This is a genomic window from Micromonospora chokoriensis (assembly GCF_900091505.1).
Lineage (GTDB): Bacteria > Actinomycetota > Actinomycetes > Mycobacteriales > Micromonosporaceae > Micromonospora > Micromonospora chokoriensis.
The window spans coordinates 6,356,732-6,373,950 of sequence record NZ_LT607409.1 but is presented as its reverse complement, the minus strand read 5'-3'; the positions used below and the strand labels follow the sequence as shown (position 1 = coordinate 6,373,950).

The 17,219-nt window shown below is 74.1% G+C and carries 13 protein-coding genes, 5 tRNA genes and 1 pseudogene; 7 read left to right on the top strand and 12 right to left on the bottom strand.

Annotation, left to right across the window (positions count from 1 at the left end; all coding sequences use genetic code 11):
* Positions 1-27: 27 nt before the first annotated feature.
* Positions 28-609 carry a TIGR03086 family metal-binding protein gene (locus tag GA0070612_RS28890; RefSeq protein ID WP_088990787.1) on the bottom strand — a complete coding sequence of 194 codons (582 nt, stop codon included), beginning with the start codon at positions 607-609 and terminating at the stop codon, positions 28-30.
* Between the two features lie 79 nt (positions 610-688).
* Positions 689-1,291, bottom strand: coding sequence for a TetR/AcrR family transcriptional regulator (locus GA0070612_RS28885; RefSeq protein ID WP_088990786.1), 603 nt, complete (start codon positions 1,289-1,291; stop codon positions 689-691).
* A gap of 387 nt (positions 1,292-1,678) precedes the next feature.
* Here GA0070612_RS28885 and GA0070612_RS28875 point away from each other — a divergent pair.
* From GA0070612_RS28875 to GA0070612_RS28865, 3 genes are all read left to right on the top strand, one after another.
* Positions 1,679-1,751, top strand: a tRNA-Gly gene (locus GA0070612_RS28875).
* A gap of 34 nt (positions 1,752-1,785) precedes the next feature.
* Positions 1,786-1,856 (top strand) — tRNA-Cys (locus tag GA0070612_RS28870).
* 13 nt (positions 1,857-1,869) lie between these two features.
* A tRNA-Val gene (locus tag GA0070612_RS28865) sits at positions 1,870-1,944 on the top strand.
* 122 nt (positions 1,945-2,066) lie between these two features.
* On the opposite strand, the gene GA0070612_RS28860 is transcribed toward GA0070612_RS28865, so the two are convergent.
* The 3 genes from GA0070612_RS28860 to GA0070612_RS28850 all read right to left on the bottom strand — a co-directional run bounded on the left by GA0070612_RS28860 (position 2,067) and on the right by GA0070612_RS28850 (position 3,931).
* Positions 2,067-2,615 (bottom strand): winged helix-turn-helix domain-containing protein, encoded by a 549-nt coding sequence (locus GA0070612_RS28860; RefSeq protein ID WP_408630592.1) that lies wholly within the window; start codon positions 2,613-2,615, stop codon positions 2,067-2,069.
* Positions 2,616-2,795: 180 nt separating this feature from the next.
* Positions 2,796-3,530, bottom strand: coding sequence for a GNAT family N-acetyltransferase (locus tag GA0070612_RS32310; RefSeq protein ID WP_088990784.1), 735 nt, complete (start codon positions 3,528-3,530; stop codon positions 2,796-2,798).
* 158 nt (positions 3,531-3,688) lie between these two features.
* Positions 3,689-3,931: a DUF6458 family protein gene (locus tag GA0070612_RS28850; RefSeq protein WP_088990783.1), complete on the bottom strand. Its 243-nt coding sequence runs from the start codon at positions 3,929-3,931 to the stop codon at positions 3,689-3,691.
* Between the two features lie 148 nt (positions 3,932-4,079).
* On the opposite strand from GA0070612_RS28850, the gene GA0070612_RS28845 reads away from it, so the two are divergent.
* Together GA0070612_RS28845 and GA0070612_RS28840 are read left to right on the top strand one after the other, a co-directional pair.
* Positions 4,080-4,152: transfer RNA gene (locus GA0070612_RS28845), tRNA-Gly, on the top strand.
* A gap of 48 nt (positions 4,153-4,200) precedes the next feature.
* A tRNA-Val gene (locus GA0070612_RS28840) sits at positions 4,201-4,275 on the top strand.
* 69 nt (positions 4,276-4,344) lie between these two features.
* Here the strand turns inward: GA0070612_RS28840 and GA0070612_RS28835 are convergent.
* Genes GA0070612_RS28835 through GA0070612_RS28820 form a run of 4 tightly spaced genes read right to left on the bottom strand, consistent with a single transcriptional unit; the run spans position 4,345 to position 11,927 of the window.
* Positions 4,345-7,104: an FtsX-like permease family protein gene (locus GA0070612_RS28835; RefSeq protein WP_088990782.1), complete on the bottom strand. Its 2,760-nt coding sequence runs from the start codon at positions 7,102-7,104 to the stop codon at positions 4,345-4,347.
* On the bottom strand, positions 7,101-10,268 hold the full coding sequence (locus GA0070612_RS28830) for a permease (RefSeq protein ID WP_088990781.1): 3,168 nt from the start codon (positions 10,266-10,268) through the stop codon (positions 7,101-7,103). The genes GA0070612_RS28835 and GA0070612_RS28830 overlap by 4 nt, the downstream gene beginning before the upstream one ends.
* A gap of 7 nt (positions 10,269-10,275) precedes the next feature.
* Complete coding sequence (locus GA0070612_RS28825) at positions 10,276-10,998, bottom strand: ABC transporter ATP-binding protein (RefSeq protein ID WP_088990780.1); 723 nt, start codon at positions 10,996-10,998, stop codon at positions 10,276-10,278.
* Positions 10,995-11,927 (bottom strand): ABC transporter ATP-binding protein, encoded by a 933-nt coding sequence (locus GA0070612_RS28820; protein WP_088990779.1) that lies wholly within the window; start codon positions 11,925-11,927, stop codon positions 10,995-10,997. Before GA0070612_RS28820 ends, GA0070612_RS28825 begins: the two co-directional genes overlap by 4 nt.
* 249 nt (positions 11,928-12,176) lie before the next feature.
* Here GA0070612_RS28820 and GA0070612_RS31700 point away from each other — a divergent pair.
* A pseudogene (locus GA0070612_RS31700) lies at positions 12,177-12,356 on the top strand (reductase); the annotation flags it as partial.
* 15 nt (positions 12,357-12,371) lie between these two features.
* Here GA0070612_RS31700 and GA0070612_RS28815 read toward each other — a convergent pair.
* Positions 12,372-13,346: an Acg family FMN-binding oxidoreductase gene (locus GA0070612_RS28815; protein WP_088990778.1), complete on the bottom strand. Its 975-nt coding sequence runs from the start codon at positions 13,344-13,346 to the stop codon at positions 12,372-12,374.
* A 194-nt stretch (positions 13,347-13,540) separates the two neighbouring features.
* Between GA0070612_RS28815 and GA0070612_RS28810 the strand changes: the two genes are divergently transcribed.
* Positions 13,541-14,179 carry a response regulator gene (locus tag GA0070612_RS28810; RefSeq protein ID WP_088990777.1) on the top strand — a complete coding sequence of 213 codons (639 nt, stop codon included), beginning with the start codon at positions 13,541-13,543 and terminating at the stop codon, positions 14,177-14,179.
* A gap of 10 nt (positions 14,180-14,189) precedes the next feature.
* Here the strand turns inward: GA0070612_RS28810 and GA0070612_RS28805 are convergent, their stop codons facing one another.
* Positions 14,190-15,923 (bottom strand): sensor histidine kinase, encoded by a 1,734-nt coding sequence (locus GA0070612_RS28805; protein WP_088990776.1) that lies wholly within the window; start codon positions 15,921-15,923, stop codon positions 14,190-14,192.
* A gap of 40 nt (positions 15,924-15,963) precedes the next feature.
* A complete protein-coding gene (locus GA0070612_RS28800) occupies positions 15,964-16,974 on the bottom strand; it encodes an Acg family FMN-binding oxidoreductase (protein WP_231924376.1) in 1,011 nt (336 codons plus the stop codon).
* Positions 16,975-17,219: the final 245 nt, after the last annotated feature.

The following is a 17,219-nucleotide window of genomic DNA, read 5'->3' as shown; positions in this document are numbered from 1 at the left end:
GGTCGGCCGGCTACGGGCGCGGGGTGGTCAGTCGGTCGGCGCCCAGTCGGGGTCGCGGCCGAAGGCGGCCAGGAGGTGGTCCTGTTCGTCGGCGTCGTCGGGCACCCGTACCCCGGTGCGGACCAGGTTGTTGCGCCGGTAGTCGTCGATCTCCCCGGCGAACCACTGGGCGGCCACGTGCACCGCGTCCGGGTCGAGCCGAGGCTGGGCGCCGATCGCCACGGCCACGTCCCACCCGTGGATCAGGTGCTCGGCGAGGAGTTGCCGGAGGTATTCCGCGGCCGGGGTCTCGCCGCCGGAGAGGTGCACGGTGCGGTCGATCGTGCCGGGGTGGGTGGCGGCGATCTCGGCCTGTGCGGCGGCCTCCCGTGCGGTCGCGATCGGGTCGGCGCCGAGCTGGTCGCCGTCGAGCTGGTCGCCGACCTCCTCGATGGTCCGTCCGGCGAGCAGCGGGACGCTCCACCGGGACTCGGTGACGACGTGGTTGACGAGTGTGCGGACGTCCCAGTCCGAGCAGGGTGTCGGGTCGGACCACTGGTCGGGCGCGATCTGGTCCACCCGGTCGACGAACTCGGCCAGGCTCCGGCGGTACGCCTCCAGCAGATCCATGCTGCCGATTGTTCCGGTCGGCGGGGCGGTGCGAGCCGTTTTGCCGGGCTTGGTCGGGTATTGGTGCGTTCTGCCCGGTTCAGTCCAGGACGGCAGGGTCCAGACCGAGCTCCCGGGCGGTGACCAGCCGGACCCACTCGCCGAACTGCCGGCGGGAGATCACCCGGTCGTGCACGGCCAGTTGGACGGCGAGGCCGTCCATGACCGCGCTGATCCGCCAGGCGGCTCCGTCCGGGTCGGCGCACTGGAAGGTGCCGTCGGCCACCCCGCTGGAGATCACCTCGGCGAGGTCCTGACGCCAGCGCAGGTCGAGCCGGCGGGAGACCTTCTCCAGCTCCGGAGTGCGCAGCGACTCGGACCAGCCGTCTATCCACATTGACCAGGAGGTTGCCCGCCCGGCCGGGGTGTAGAGCTTGAGGATCCTGCGGAGCTTGGTCAGCGGCGGGGCCGAGGAGCGGGTCACCGCGTCCAGTCGGGCCAGATCCTGCTCGACCGCGTACGCGAAGGCCTGCGCGAGCAACCGCTCCTTGGTGGCGAAGTGGTAGAAGACCAGTGCCTGGCTCACGCCTGCCGCGTTCGCCACGTCCGCCGTTCGGGTGTTGGCCAGACCGCGCTCCACGATCACGTCGCAGGCGGTGCGCAGCAGGGCATCCAGGCGGATCTCGGCCGCACGTCTCGTCACGACCGTTACCGTAGCCCATCCGAGTGAACACGAACAGTTACCACCACGTGCTGAGCGGTGCTCTGTCAGTCGGAAGCCGGACACTTCCCCGGGGTGCCGTCGATCGTTCTGTAGGGGAGCATTCACCGAGGTCTGCCGCCGGAAAACGCCGTGCGGGCGGTCCGCCGGTCGCTCTGCGACACGGTGATGACGATCGTTGCCTGGTGGTGTCGGAGTGTGACTGTCACCAGCGGGTCGAGGCACCAGGCCATCCTCCTAGGAAGCCTGCGGGAGATGGGGGTGATCTCGTCCCGCAAGGGTCAGACGCGCCGAGACGACCCCGAGTTGGCAGTCGTTCGCCGGCTCGGCTAAAGTTCTCATCCGTCACCCGGGAACGTCCGGGGGCGTGCGGACGTAGCGCAGCTGGTAGCGCATCACCTTGCCAAGGTGAGGGTCGCGGGTTCGAATCCCGTCGTCCGCTCGGAGCTGCCGCCACGCATGACGGGGGCAACCTCGGTGGGGTGGCCGAGAGGCGAGGCAACGGCCTGCAAAGCCGTGTACGCGGGTTCAAATCCCGTCCCCACCTCGGCAACAAGCACGGGCGATTGGCGCAGTGGGAGCGCGCTTCCTTGACACGGAAGAGGTCACTGGTTCAAACCCAGTATCGCCCACCACAGGAAACGGCTCGTCACCGCAAGACCCGGTGACGAGCCGTTTCGCATATGCCGACCGCCCGACCGCCCGACCGCCCGACTGCCCGACTGCCCGACCGCCCGCTTGTGGGAGCGGGGGGAGGTCAGTCGACGCTGAGTCGGTAGCCGATCCCGCGCACGGTGTGCACGCGCAGCGTGCCGCCGGCAGCACGCAGTTTCTGCCGTAACCGCTTCACGGCCGAGTGCAGGACCGACGAGTCGCCCAGGTAGACGCAGCCCCACACCGATTCGAAGAGCCTCTCGTACGTCCAGACCCGGACCGGCGCGACGGCGAGCTGGGTGAGCAGGTTGTGCTCCAACCGGGTCAGGGGCAGGGGTTGCCCACGCCACGTCACCAGGTGGTGAAGCGGATCGATCTCAAGACCTCGCAAACTGCTCCCGCCTGGAGCGGCAGCGGCCGCGGCGGTGCCAGGGGCGACGGCAGCGTCGTGGGGCGTCGCGGCGGGGTCGACGCCGGCGGCAGGGCCGGCATCGGCGTGGCCGGCAGCGGACGGCGCGACGCTGCTGAGGAGAGGAGCCGGGGCATTGGTCACGGCGGGGCCGATCATGGCCTGCAACTCGGCGAGGTCGGTGCAGATCACCAGTGTTCCGAGCCCGTCCAGTCGCCGCACCATCCGCTCCCGCACCGACACGTCGGCGCTCACACAGAACACGAGAGACACATCGTCGACCACCGCACTCCCTCCCCAGGTACCACAGGAAAGACAACGCTGTCTCAGCGTCGTAGTCAATGCCTTCTTCCCTGCGCGGCGGCGCGGGGGCCGTCCCTGGGCGGATCACTGGGCGAGCGCGGGGGCTTCCCCGCGTACGGCTCAGAAGGTCAACACGCGGAACTCGCCCACCGGTCGGAAACCGAGGCGGCGGTAGACCGACTCACCGATCGGCGAGGAGGTGAGCGCGGCGGTGCGGGCACCCCGCTCGCCGGCCAGGCGCAGTGCCGCCCTGGTCATCGCCGCGCCGATGCCGCTGCGCCGCTGCTCGGGCTGCGTACCCACGAAGTAGAGGGTGACCAGGCCGTGGCTGAGCCAGGCGACGGCGGTGCCGACGACCCGACCGTCGTCCAGCCGACCGGCCAGTCTGATCACCGTGCCGTCACCGGAGAACGCCTTCTCCCGCTCGATCGTCGCCGCCACGCCGTCCGCCGGGATTCCCGACACCCGGGCGTAGGCCCTGACGAACGCGGTCAGGTCGGTGGTCTCGGCGATGTGCAGGCCGGCCGGCGTCGGACCCTCCGCGGCCTCGTCGATCACCGCGGTCATGATCGGCAGGCGGGCGAACTCGACAGCACCGAGGGAGACCAGGCCGTCGGCCGTGCCGGGGTCGCTGTCCGGGCCGACCCACCACACCCGGGGTACGCCGTGCAGGCGCCGCCGGGCCTCCAGGAGCGCGTCCTGCGGTGTGCGCCCGGTCACGCGCAGCACGCCGTTGAGGGTCGGGTGCGGCACGTCGCTGCGGTAGGTCGCCAGGTCCGGACCTCCGACCGGGCCGATGTTCCAACCGAGCAGGTACGCCCGGTGCGCGGCCAGCACCGTGTCCAGGGACTCCATGATCTGGATCGTAACGCGGTGCCGGACACCGCCTCGACCAGCCAAAACAGTGGTGAATGTTCTCCCGCCCGAGCGGGACGGACCGGCCGCCCTCGTCGAGGTGGCCGGTCCGTGGTCGCCGGACCTGCCGGCTGTGCCGCTGACGAACCGTGGTCGGGTCACATCGGCGGGGCGATGTCCCGCCGCTCCTCGACGTGGCGGTACTCCACCGGCTGCTCGGTGGTGGTGACGACCTGGCGACGCCGACCCCAGATCATCGTGGTCATGATCAGGCCGAGCACGCCGGCGCCCATCAGAATCCAACCGACCACGTCGAGGTTGATGCCGCCGACGCTCGCGTCCAGGGCGAAAGTGAGGATCGCGCCGAGCGCGATCAGGAAGATGCTGGTGCCGATACCCACGACAGCCTCCTTAAGGGGGTGTGGTGCGCTGTCGAGCCCTTCAGTACCCCGGCGGCGACCAGCGCAATCGCCGACCGCCCAGGGTGCCGCACCAAGCGATCTTGGCATCGGGTAGAGTTCACCTGTCGCCGACGCGAGTCGGGGACGTGCGGACGTAGCGCAGCTGGTAGCGCATCACCTTGCCAAGGTGAGGGTCGCGGGTTCGAATCCCGTCGTCCGCTCGCGATCTGCCCCATCGGGGCCTGACTGCCGGGTTCGGCGGTCGCCACGGGCGATTGGCGCAGTGGGAGCGCGCTTCCTTGACACGGAAGAGGTCACTGGTTCAAACCCAGTATCGCCCACCATCCATACGCAGATCAGCGGGCCCGTTACCGGACAGCCGGTAACGGGCCTCGCCGTTTCCGGCAGCCTTGTCACTCGCCGGCGCGCAGCACCTCGCTCAGCCGGTCGCGTCGCCGCAGCGCCGACTCGACAGGTACGACAGTGGTGGCCGCTGCCAGCAGCACCGCACTCACCAGGGCGAGCAGCCACCACGGCAGGACCGCCGCCGGGTCGGTGCCCTGGCCGGTGAGCAGCCGCAGGTCGAGCGGGCCGAGCGTCAGGCGTGCGAGCAGGGCCGCGAGCAGCGGACCGCACACCGCGGCGACCACGACCGGTGGCAGCACCTCTGCGGCGGCGACCCAACGGGCGTCGCGTGGTCGCAGGCCGAGGGTCCGCAACCGGGTCAGGGTCTGCCACCGCTGCGCCGCGCCTGCGGCGGCGGCGAGCGTCAGGCCGAGCAGCCCCAGCGCCAGCAGCACCACGGCGGCCGTCCACGCCAGCCGGAGGAGCCCCACGGTCAGTGGCGCCACCCGCTGCGCCCGCAGGACGTCCGCGCGCAGCACGACGTCGGCGGCGACGCCGCTGTTCGCCACGGCCTGCGCCGCGCCCGGGCCGGTCACCCAGACGGTGTTCGGAACGGCGGGCAGCCCGGCGTCGGCGAGGGCTGCGGCGTCCACGACGACGACGTCGGCCACGCCGCCGACGGAGGGAGCGGTGCCGACCGCGGCGAGACGGATCGCCGGTGCGCCGTCGCGGGGTAGCTGCAGCCGCGTGCCGGTCCGCAGAGCACCGTCTCCCGAGCGCACCAGCGCCGGGACCTCGCCCGGGCCGGGACCGGGTGCGGTGAGCCGGGCCAGTGCCGGCGCGTCCGGCAGCGGAGTGGTGGCCAGCAGGCGCTGGAACGCGGCGGTGTCCACCACGACCAGTCGTGGGGTGAGCAGCGTCGACTCGCTGAAGAGGCGCGCGGAGTCGGTCACCTGCGCGACGACGACCTGCCCCACCCCGGGTGCGGCGGCGATGCGCCCGGCCAGCGCGGGCGTGGCGGCCTCGGCGTCGGCACCGACGTCAAGGCGGGCGTCGGCGCCGACGGTGCTCCACGCGCCGTCGCTCAGACCCCGGGTGACGGTGGCGCCGAGGATGAGCGCGAACGACGCGAGCGCCGTGGTGCAGACCAGCACCAGCAGCGGCAGCGCGCGTCCGGCCGTCGTGGCCGCCTGGGCGGCACCGAACACGCCCAGCGGGCGGCGTGAGCGCAGGGCCTGTCGGAGCGCGAACCGCGCCGCGAGGGGCACCAGCCGGAGCAGGACGAGCGCGCCGACGAGCGCGCCCAGGGCGAGGGCGCTGATCGGCAGGATCAGGTCGCCGGTCAGCTCACCGGTGTCGCCGTCGGTGGCCACGGGCAGAAGCCCGCGTTGGTGCAGTGTGACGAAGGCGGCGACCGCGGCGATCAGGGCAGCGGCTTCCACGGCGGCGCGGCGCAGGTGGCCGGTGGCCCGGATCCAGCGCCGGGCGGCGGGGTTGGCGGGCTGACGTCGGTCGCGGCCCGCGCGGGCGGCGGCGAGGGTGCCGAACGCCGGCCCGGCGACGGCACCCGCCAGGACCACGGGAACGGCCCAGACCCAGGAGACGCCCGCAACGGCCACGCGGGCGAGCGCGAGCCCGACGGCGGCGGCCGACAGGGACACCACTGTGGACTCGAGGACCAGTTCCGCGCCGAGGTCGGGAAGCGCCGCCCCACGCTGCCGGGTGATGACCAGCGTCGGGGTACGGCGGCGGACCAGCAGATCGGCGGCGAGCAGCAGAACCAGTACCGTGGCGGTCAGCACCCCGACGAGCAGGACGGCGGCCTGCGCGAAGGCGGCGCTGATCTGCGTACGGGCGTCGCGCAGGGTCGTGTCGAGCTGCGACTCCCACCTCAGGGACTGGTCGCGCGCGCTCGACGCGCCGGAGGTGGCCTTGAGCTTGACCACCTGGCCGGCGAGCGCGGCGGCGGTGTCCCAGGTGAGCGCGCCGGGTTCGGGCGCGAGGTGGATGGTGCGCGGCAGTTGGTCCTCGTTCACGGCGAGCCGGGCGTCCGGTAACGACTCGCGCGACAACAGGCCGCCGAAGCGGGTGATCCCCACGCCGTCGACGCCAGGCGTCGGGCGCAGGAGCGCCGGGGCGAGTCGCCAGGCCGGGTCGTCGCTGTCCACGGGTCGGTAGATCCCGCTGATCCGGACGTCCTTGTCGCCACCCTGGCCGTCCCTGACCGGGATTCGATCGCCGGGGCCGAGGTCGAGTGCGGCGGCGTCCACCTCGGAGAGACCGACCTGCACCGGCCAGGGCGGCCCGTCGTAGGGGGTCTCCACGTACTCGTCGACGACCGCGGGGCCGGGCGCGCTGCCGGCGATCCAGGTCACGTCCGGGCCGCCGGGGTCACCGGCCAGGTAGGTGAACTGGAAGGTCCGTGGCGTGTTGCCGTCGGTGATGCTGAGGATCGGGCCGTTGACGACGGCGACGGGTGGGAGCAGCGCGGTGTCCAGGTCGGGCCCGAGCGCGGACGTCACCCGGGCGCGGAAGTCGTCGACGGCGTCGGCGAGGCCGGGCATCCGGACCCGTCCGCCGGTCGGCCCGTCGTCGCGTTCCCAGTCGGCGTGCGCGAGGACGTTCGCGTCGGGGCCGGCGCGGCGCACCGCGTCCTGCACGGCGTCGTCGGCGGCGGCGCGCAGCAGCGCCGGCGCTGCCCCGGCGAGCAGTGCGACGGTCGCGATGACGGCGGCGGTGAGCAGCAGCGGCCCGGCGTCGGTACGCCCGCGGCCACGGATGCTGGGCCAGTGCGGCGCCGGCAGTCGGCGGGTCGGCCACCGGTTCACGGCGCCACCCGCAGGTGCGCGGCGTCGGCCCGGCGGACCTGGACGGTGACCACGACGGCGACTGCCAACAGGCATCCGGCCAGCAGTAGGGCGAGCAGCGCGGCCTCGGCCGACCACGGCCAGTGTGGTTGGGCGGCCGGGACGGGTGCGGCGCCGGTGTCGGAGCGTACGAGCAGGGGAGCGACGGCGGCGGTGGCGAGCGCGCCGACGGCCGCGCCCGCCGCGAGCAGGGGCAGCAGGACACCGGCGTGCTGGCCGAGGAGGACGGCCCGGATGCCGCGCCGGGACATTCCCAGCCCGCGCAGCCGCGCCACCTCGACGGCGCGGACCTGGAGGTCACAGGTGACGTGCAGGACGACGCCGGCGAGCAGCAGCAGGGCTGCGGCCGGGACGACGAGCCGCAGCGCGGCCGGCAACCCGGCCTGGAGCGGGCCGCTGCGGAGGCGGGCGGTCTCCGCTTCGCGCGTCGCGACGGTCCCCAGGTGCAGGGCGGCGGCCCGCTCGGCGGCACCGGGCCCGGCCGGGTGACCGACCCACCAGGCATCGACGGGGAATGTCAGGTCGCCGGTGACGACGCGGGCGCGCGACAGCGTGTCCAGGTCGGCCAGGACGGCGACGGCGCCGGGGGCGGACGGTACGGTCGGCACGACCTCGGCGACGACGACCGGGACGGGCGTGATCCCGACCGTGACGCTGAGCTGGCTGCCCCGCCCGGCGCCGACCTCGTCGGCGAAGCGCTCGGAGACGGCGACGGGCACCCGGCCGGGGTCCGGGAAGGCGCTGGCGACGAGGGTCCGGGCGGCGTCCTCGGCACCGCCGAGGTCGACTGTCGCCGCCATCCGCAGCGTCGTTCCGGTCGGCGTGGCGGACACCAGGGCGGTCGGGTCGGTCACCTTACCCGGGACCGGCGGCGCGGACGTGGCGGTCCAGCCCGGTCCGTCGGTGGACCCCGCCGCCGATCCGGCGGGCGGCACGGTGAGCGTGACGGCTACGGCGACGCGTCCGCCGACCGGTTCGGCGGTGACCGGCAGGGCGACCGCGACGAGGCGCAGCCCGTCGGCCGTCGCGCAGGCGGGCAGCCGAATCTCCCGGCCGTCGAGCGGTACGGCGGGGCCGGTGCAGGACGTGCGGAGGCCGGTGGCGTCCTGCAGCAGCAGCCGGGGCGTCACGGCGAGCGGGGTGCCGCCGGTGGTGGTTCCGCTCAGGACGAGTGGGGCGTCGGTCGGGACGGCGAGGCCGGCGGCCCGGGTGCGTGGGGCCAGCGCGGCGCCCACGTCCGCCCAGCCGCTGTCGCTGTCCAGCCGTCCGCGCAGCAGCCCGTCGGCGCGGGTGGTGTCGACGGCGACCAGGCGCGGCGCGTCGCCGGCGGTGCCGAGCCACTGACCGACCGAGGTGCCACGGTTGAGGACCGGACTCACCACTCCCGCGGTGGCCGCGCTGACGACCGCGCCGTCTCCGGCCACCGGTGTCGTGGTGAGGGTGAGGGCGAGGTCGGTGCCGACGGAGACCGCGGCCTGGTCGCGTTGCGACTGGTGCCACGTGTCGTCGAAGGCGAGGCCGAAGGTCCCGGCCGCGCAGGCCAGCCCGACGAGCAGCCCGGCGGCGACCGCCTGGGGCCGGCGGGCGGCCTCGGCGACCGCCAGCGGAAGCGCCAACCCGCGGGCGCGGTACGCCAGCCGGTCGACGCCTCGAAGGGCGGGCAACACCACCCGGAGTGCCAGGGCGGCGCCAGCGGTGAGCAGCAGCGCGGGCGCGAGCACCCGCACCGCGTCGGCGCGAGGGCTGGCGGCGGCGGGCTGCGCGTACAGCTGCCACCATCCGACGGCGGCGAACAGCGCGAGCATCAGGTCGGCGCCGGACCGGGCCAGCAGTTCACGGCGGGTACGCCGGTCGCCGGCCGCCGGGGCCTGCCGGATCGCCAGGACGGTGAGGACGGCGGCCAGTGTCAGCGCGCCGCCGACGACCGCGAGGACCTGGGCGCCGATGACGGTCGGCCGGACGGTCAGGCCGACGGCGTCCAACGGCGGTAGGTGGGTCAGGCCGGCGTGCAGGGCCGACGAGGCCGGTATCGCGAGCGCGGCGGCGACGGTGGCGACGAGTCCGGCCTCGAGTGTCGCGGTGGCGGCGAGCTGGCGACGGCTGGTGCCCAGGGCGGACCGCAGGGCGGTCTCGTCGGCGCGGAGGCCGGCGGTCAGCCGGCCGGCGAGGACGAGCGCCGTCGCGGCCAGGACACCACCGAGGACGGCGACGGCGAGCACGACGGCGGCGGTGACACGCCGTTGGTCGTCGGCGGCCCGCAGGGTCAGCGGCAGCTCGGAGGCGACCCGGGCGAGCTGGACACGGTCGCCGAGGGCGCCGGCCAGCCGGCGGTCGGCATTGTCGACGGCCCCGGCCACGGCCTCCAGGTCGCGGCGGTTGTTGTGGGACAGGTCCGGATGGGCGGTGACCTCCATCCGGTCGACTGTCGCTCCCGTGGTGACCAGGTCGGCGAGGTCGACGAGGAACGGGCCGTAGGCGTTGACCGGCTGCATGAACCGGCCGTCCCGGTAGCCGATGGCCGAGCCGGCCGCGGCCAACGGGTCGCGGTCCCAGCCGCGCCCCGGCAGCGGGCGTACGACACCGACGACTGTCACGTCGAGGGCCGGGACGGGCGGGTGGGCCAGTTCCGCGCCGAGTCGTACCCGGCGACCGGGGGTGAGGTCGAGCAGGTGGGCGGTGGACTCCAGCAGCACCGCGTCGCCCGGCTGTCGTGGCCAGTGCCCGGTGACCAGCTCGGCTCGGGTCGGCAGGTCGTCCAGCCCGGACAGGTACGCCTGGGCCCCGACGGTGGTGCCCGGGGCGAGCGTGGGCGGTAGCGCCCGCAGCACCGTCGACGCCCGAGCGGTCGTCGTCACCGGGAACGGTGCGAGCACGGAGGCCACCGCGGTGCGGGTGTCGGCGGCGACGGACGACACGTTCGGGCCCTCGACGGTGCCGGTGTAGACGGTCACGTCGACGGCGGCGGGGGCGGCGCGGGCCAGGGCGACCTCCAGCGCCCGCTCGGCGGTGCGGGTGACCAGCAGGGTGCAGGTGCCCAGCAGTGTCGCGCCGATCGTGACGACCCCGAGCAGCGCCGCCAGCAACGGCCACTGCGCGCGGGCGCGCCGACTGACCAGCCTCAGCATCGTCGTGTCACCTGACGTCCGGCACGGGCTGGTACGGCTGCCCGGCGGCTGGTTCGTCGAGGTGCCCGTCGTGGATGCGGATCACCCGGTCGGCCAGGGCCATCATCACCGCGTCGTGCGTCGACACCAGGACGGTGACGCCTTCGGACTCCACGATGCCGCGCAGCAGGGCCATCACCGACAGACCCGTCTCGGCGTCGAGTTGCCCGGTGGGCTCGTCGGCGAGCAGGAGGCGGGGCGAGGCGGCCAGCGCGCGGGCGATCGCCACCCGCTGCTGCTGGCCGCCGGACAGCTCGGCCGGACGTTGCGCGGCGTGGTCGGCCAGGCCGACCAGCTCCAGCAGCAACTCGACCCGCCGTTCGCGATCGGCCGGGGCGACGCGGGCCAGCCGCAGCGGGGCGGCGACGTTCTCCGCCGCCGACAGCACCGGGATCAACCCGAAGCTCTGGAAGACGTACGACAGCTTCTCGCGCCGCAGCCGGGACAGGCCGTCCTCGTCGAGCGCGGTAACGTCGGCGCCGTCGACGTGCACGGTGCCGGCGTCCGGGCGGTCCAGGCCGCCGATGACGTTGAGCAAGGTGGTCTTGCCCGAGCCGGACCGGCCGACGAGGGCCACCATGGAACCGGCGGCCACGTCGAACGACACGCCGCGCAGGGCGTGTACGACGGTCGGCCCGGTGCCGAAGCTGCGGTGGACGCCGCGCACGCTCAGCAGCGGCTCGCTGCTCATTCGCCGTGTCCCGAGTCGGGGCGGATCGTGATGTGGTCGGGCTCCAGGGCCAGCCGGACCCGTCGGGTCAGCGCCAGCGCCTGGCGGAACTCGCGGGGCACCTGGACCCGCCCGGCCCGGTCCATCACGGCGTACTCCTCGGCGATCGTGTGTTCGTCGCCCGCCGCGTCGGTGGTGGTGCGGCGCAGCACCTCGCTGCTGGTGCGTCCGTCCCGGATCGCGACGGTCCGTTCGACCTGGCCGCTGACCTCCGGGTCGTGGGTGACCACGACGACGGTGACGCCGTAGCGCCGGTTGACGTCCCGCAGCACGCCGAAGACCTCCGCGGACGTGGCGGCGTCCAACTCGCCGGTCGGCTCGTCGGCGAGCAGGACCTGCGGCTGGTTGGCCAGCGCCACCGCTATCGCGACCCGCATCTGTTGGCCGCCGGAGAGCTGGCCGGGACGCCGGTCGGCGCAGTCGGCGACACCGAGGCTGTCCAGCAGGTCGGCCGCGCGTGCCCGGCGCTCGTCCTTCGCGGTGCGCGCCGCCGCCATCGGCAGGTCCACCATCTCCCGTGCGGTCAGGTAGGGGATCAGGTTGCTCGCGGTCTGCTGCCGTACGAACCCGACGGTGTGCCGCCGGTAGTCCACCCGGTCCGCGCGGGACATGGTCAGCAGATTCCACCTGCCGACCCGGACCCGCCCGGCGGTGGGGGCGTCGATGCCGGCCAGGATGGACAGCAGCGTCGACTTGCCCGACCCGGAGGCACCGACGACGGCGACCAGCTCACCGCTCTCCACGGCCAGGTCCAGCCCCTGCAGTGCCTGCACCTCGATCGAACCGGTCTGGTAGATCCGCACCAGGTTCTCGCAGACGATGAGCGCGTCGCGGCCGAACTCGGGTGCCCGCGCGGATGGCTGTGGCAGCGACAGCGGTGTGCTGGACATCCCCATCTCCGTCCTCGTGCCGACGTCGAGCCACCGCGTGCGTCCAGCGTCTCGATTGCCCGTGCTGACGCAGATTGAAGCAGCTTCGCAATCGGCGGCTTCGTTGACCATGCCCCTGGGCGGCTTTTCCTGCATCCTGGGCGGAGGCCAGCGGTTCTGCTGCGGGCAGATCCGCCACCGATGAAACGGGGTGCCGCCCGCCGACCCGTGCCGGCAGGGTGGCGTGCATGAGACTGCTGGTGCTGGGCGGAACGGGCTTTGTCGGCGGCGCGACGGTCACCGAGGGCGTACGCCCGGGTGGCCGAGACCGTCGCCGACACCTGGCGGTGGCTGCGCGAGGTCGGTGCGGTTCCGCCGCGCGCCGGTCGACCGCAGCGCAGCTCGATCGGGTTGGACCCGACCCGGGAGGCGGCGCTGCTCGTCGGCTGACCGGGGTGCCACCGTTCAGGCCGGCACCGCCGGCAGGTCGAGCACCTCGTCCACGTCGCGGCGCGGGGTCGGTCGGCCCGGCTGGCCGTACCCGATCCGCAGCACCATCTGTGGCGTGCCGAACCGCCCCAGCGACAGCCGCAGCTGCTCCCGCGCCGTCGGCACCTCGATCGGTTGGGAGAGCATCGACACGCTGAGCCCGGCATCGGTGGCGACGAGCAGCAACCGTTGCAGGGCCTGGCCGGCGACCACCTGGTCCACTGCCGTGTTGCCGAACGAGCCGAGCACTCCGACGAGGGGCTCCGGCTCGAAGTCCCGCCCCGGGGCGCGGTCGCGCCCACCGAAGCCGCGCGTCGGCAGGACGTCCTGCGGCTCGCCCTGCGGACCCCCGGCCGAGGCGGGTACGCCGTCCGGCGCCGGCTCCCGGCGCAGCCACCGCTCGCTCTCCGCCCGGTACGCCGGGTCCCGCTCCAGCACCCGGTGCGCGCCGCGGGCGATCTCGCCGATCGCGGAGACCGCGCTCACCCCGATCAGCAACTCCAACCAGCACTGCTCGGCACGGGCCGCCTCGCCGAGGCGCCACCGGACGTCGGCCGGCACCCGGTCCGGCCAGAACGGCAGCCGGTTGCTGAACCGGCGGGGGATGGCCGAGTGCAGGCTCTGCTCGGCGGGGGAGGGGCAACGCGGGGCGGCCGGCACCAGCCGGGCCAGCAGGTCCGGTTCGGCCGGGTCGGGGCGCAGGCGTACCCGCGCGGGGATTCCGGCCACGGCCAGCGCCAGCCGCAGGTTGAACAGCGCCGCTCCGCAGGCGAGCCGGACACCCCAGCCGCTCGGGTCGGTCGCCGGCAGCCGGCGGGTCGGGTCGGCGAGCACCTCGATGCCGCCGTCGCGCAGTCGCAGCCGCCACGGCTGGGTGTTGTGCAACGAGGGCGCCCGGACCGCGTCCACGGCGGCGGCCCGCAGGTGGGCTCGGGTGTAGCCGATGTCCATGGTGGTGCTCCTCTCCCGACCGGCGGCTGACGGTGCCGCCGCGGCCGGCACACCTCCACGCTGCGCCGTCGGGTCGGCCGCCGGGCAGGGCCGGACGTCCCGACCGGGTGGGCCCGCGCGCCCCGAACGCCGCCCGGCCCGGTCGGGACTTTCGGCCCGTGCGGCGCGACGGGGTACGGGGGTAGAAACGAATGATGATCCGCGTCTTCCTCCTCGACGACCACGAGGTCGTCCGCCGTGGCCTGGCCGACCTGCTGCAGAGCGGCGGTGACATCGAGGTGGTCGGCGAGTCCGGCTCCGCGCAGGAGGCGGCGCGCCTCATCCCGGCGTCACGGCCCGACGTGGCGATCCTCGACGCGCGGCTGCCCGACGGCAACGGCATCGACGTGTGCCGTGACGTCCGCGCCGTCGACTCGTCCATCAGGGGCCTGATCCTCACCTCGTACGAGGACGACGAGGCGCTGTTCGCCGCGATCATGGCAGGTGCCGCCGGATACGTGCTCAAGCAGATCCGGGGCACCGACCTGGTCGACGCGGTGCGGCGGGTGGCGGCCGGCCAGTCGCTGCTCGACCCGGCGGTCACCGCCCGGGTGTTGGAGCGCATCCGCAACGGGGTCGAGCAGCCGCACGAGCTGAGGTCACTCACCGAGCAGGAGCGACGGATCCTGGAGTACGTGGCGGAAGGGCTCACCAACCGGGAGATCGCGGCCAGGATGTTCCTGGCGGAGAAGACGGTGAAGAACTACATGTCCAGCGTGCTGGCCAAGCTGGGCCTGGAACGTCGCACCCAGGCCGCCGTCCTGGCCACTCGTCTGCTCGGCAGGAACCCCTGATCCGGGTCGCTCAGTCGTGCAGCGGCACGGACCAGCTCACCTCGGCGCCGTGCGGCTCGACCCGGCGGATGGTGAAGGTGCCGCCGTGCCCCTCGGCGCGTTCACGCAGGTTGACCAACCCACCCCGGGCGGCGGCCGGGTCACAGCCCACCCCGTCGTCGGTGACCGTCACGCTCACCCGCCCGGCGTCGACGCGTACGGCGACGGCCACCCGGGTGGCCTGCGCGTGGCGGACCGTGTTGGACAACGCCTCGCGTAGCACAGCGGTGAGGTCCGGGCGGATGGCGTCCGGCACGGCGCTGTCCACCGGGCCGGTCACCTCCAGGTGCGGGGTGAAGCCCAACGACTCGGCGGCCAGCTCGATCGCCTCACGGATCTCGGTCCGCAGCGCGGCGGTCATCGGCGTCCGCAGCTCGAAGATGGTCCGGCGGATGTCCCGGATGGTGGCGTCCAGATCGTCGACGGCCGTGTTGATCCGCTTGGCGGCCTCCGGGCGACCCGCCATCGGCGCGGTGCTCTGCAGTTGCAGCCCGGTGGCGAAGAGCCGCTGGATCACCACGTCGTGCAGGTCGCGGGCGATCCGTTCGCGGTCCTCCAGGACCACCAGCAGCTGCCGTTCCTCCTGACCGCGGGCCCGTTCCATGGCCAGCGCCGCCTGACCGGCGAAGCTGCCCAGCAGGGCCACGTCGTCCTCGCTGCTGACAGCGCCGCGATCCGTGCGGTGTGCCACGACCAGTACGCCGTGCAACGTCTCGGCGGTCGCCAGCGGTGAGATCACCGCCGGCCCGGTGCGCAGCAGGGCCGGCCACGGCGCGGCGTGCGCCAGGTCGTCCACCCGGTCGTGGCGGCCCTCGGCGACCGCCGCGCCGAAGCTGGTGTCGGCCACCGGCAGGACCGTGCCGACCAGTGCCTGGGCCTGCGCGTCGGCACCGTCGACCACCTCGACGGTGAACTGCGCGAGGTCGGCGTCGTGGAGCAGCACCAGCGCCAGCTCGGCCTCGGCGACCTCCCGGGCCCGGCGGGCGACGAGTGCCAACGCGTCGGTACGGCGTACCTCGCCGAGCAGCACCGAGGTGATCTCGGCGGTGGCGGCGAGCCACCGTTCCCGTCGGTGCGCCAGGGCGTAGAGGCGGGCGTTCTCGATGGCCACGCCGGCGGCGGCGGCGAGCGCGACGACGAGCTCCTCGTCGTCGTCGGTGAACTGCGCGCCGCCCTGCTTCTCGGCCAGGTAGAGGTTGCCGAACACCTGGTCGCGGATGCGCACCGGCACGCCCAGGAAGCTGTGCATCGGCGGGTGGTTGGCGGGGAAACCGTAGGAGCGGGGGTGCTGGGTGATGTCCGGCATCCGCAGCGGTCGCGGCTCGTCGATGAGCAGGCCGAGCACTCCCCGCCCGTGTGGCAGGTCGCCGATCTTCGCGTGCTGCTGCGGGGTGATGCCGTGCACGATGAAGTCGTGCAACAGTCGGTCCGGGCCGAGGATGCCCAGGGCGCCGTACCGGGCCCCCACCAGGTCGCAGGCGGACCCGACGATGCGTTGCAGGGTGGTCCGCAGGTCGAGGTTGCTGCCGATGCCGACCACCGCGTCGAGCAGGGCCCGCAGCCGCTCCCGGCTGGTCACGACCTCACCGACCCGGTCCAGCATCTCCTGGAGCAGCTCGTCGAGGTGGACCCGGGACAGTGGACTCAAGCCGAGCGACGGGGTCGCCGTGGGGTCCTGACGAGGCGGCGGCACGCTGCTGGTCATCGAGGGATGGTAGCGCCGGTGACCTCGTCGCCAGAGCCGGTCAGCGGACGGCGGAGGTGTCGACCACCTGTGCGGTGGTCAGCCGCGGCGTGTGCGGTGGCCCCGCGTGTGCGGGGTCCGCGATGCCCAACCGGAGCACCAGGTACGGGAAGCCGATCCCGGAGAGCAGCTGACGCAGGGTCTGCCGGGTGCCCGGCACCTCCACCACAGCGCTGAGCGGCACCACCGACACGCCGAGGCGGGTGGCGGTGAGCCATCCGGCGGACAGGGCCTCGCCCGCGCGCAGCCAACTGTCCGGTCCGTCCTCGTCACCGTGGAGCATCGCGTACGCCGCGGCCTGGTCGTGCCCCGGGCCGATGGGCAGGCTGCCGGGGCGGCCGAAGTCGCGGCCCGGCACCGTGGTCTGCGCGGGCTGCTCGGGCAGCACCTCCGCCGTCAGCCCGGTGCCGGCGTCGGCCCGGCTCGTCCAGTACGCCAGTTCGGCGCGCAACTCCGGATCCTCCGCCTCGACAGCGTGGGCCTGCCCGGCGGTGGCGGCCAGCTCCAGCACCTGGTCGCGGTCGAGGATGTGCAACCGACCGCCCTCGCCGGTCACCGCTCGGGTGATCTGGTCGAGCGCGGAGATCGGCACCGGCTCGTCGCTGACCGGCCGCCGGTCGGTGTGCCGTACCCGCATGCACTGCACGAGACGCATGGCCTCCGGGTCGGCCGGGACGCGGCTGAGGTCGGTCAGCCGGGCCAGCAGCGCACTGTCGTCCGGGTCGGGCCGCCGTCGCACCACGGCGCGCCATCCCTGGGCGGCCAGCGCCACCCGGGCGTGGTGCAGGGCGGCGCCGCAGCTGACCGCGAGCAGCCGGCCCTCCGGGTCCGAGGCGGCGAGCTGCCGGTCGGCGACGGAGCGAAGTTCCAGCGCGTCGGGCAGCACCCGCCAGCTCCACGGCTGGGTGTTGTGCACCGAGGGGGCGTGGCCGGCGGTGGCGGCGGCCTCCGCCAGCGCGGTGGCCGGCTGGCTCTCCTGACTCATGGTCACGACCTTTCCGTCTCTGCTCATCGTGCCTCACGATGCGGTGCCGCGCGGTGGGTTGCCGTTCCATCCTGGCGGCATCGGGGGTGGTGAGGCAGGGGCCGTAGGTCCCGTCGTACCGGGTCGTCCCGCCCACCCGGGCCGGCCCACGCCGGCGACGGCCTGACCGCATCCCACCGGGCCACCGGCCCACCGGCCCGCACCCGGCCGCCGGGCGGCGGACGAATCGGGCGGTGTCGGGCCGATGCGACGCTGTGGGCTGCGACGATGCG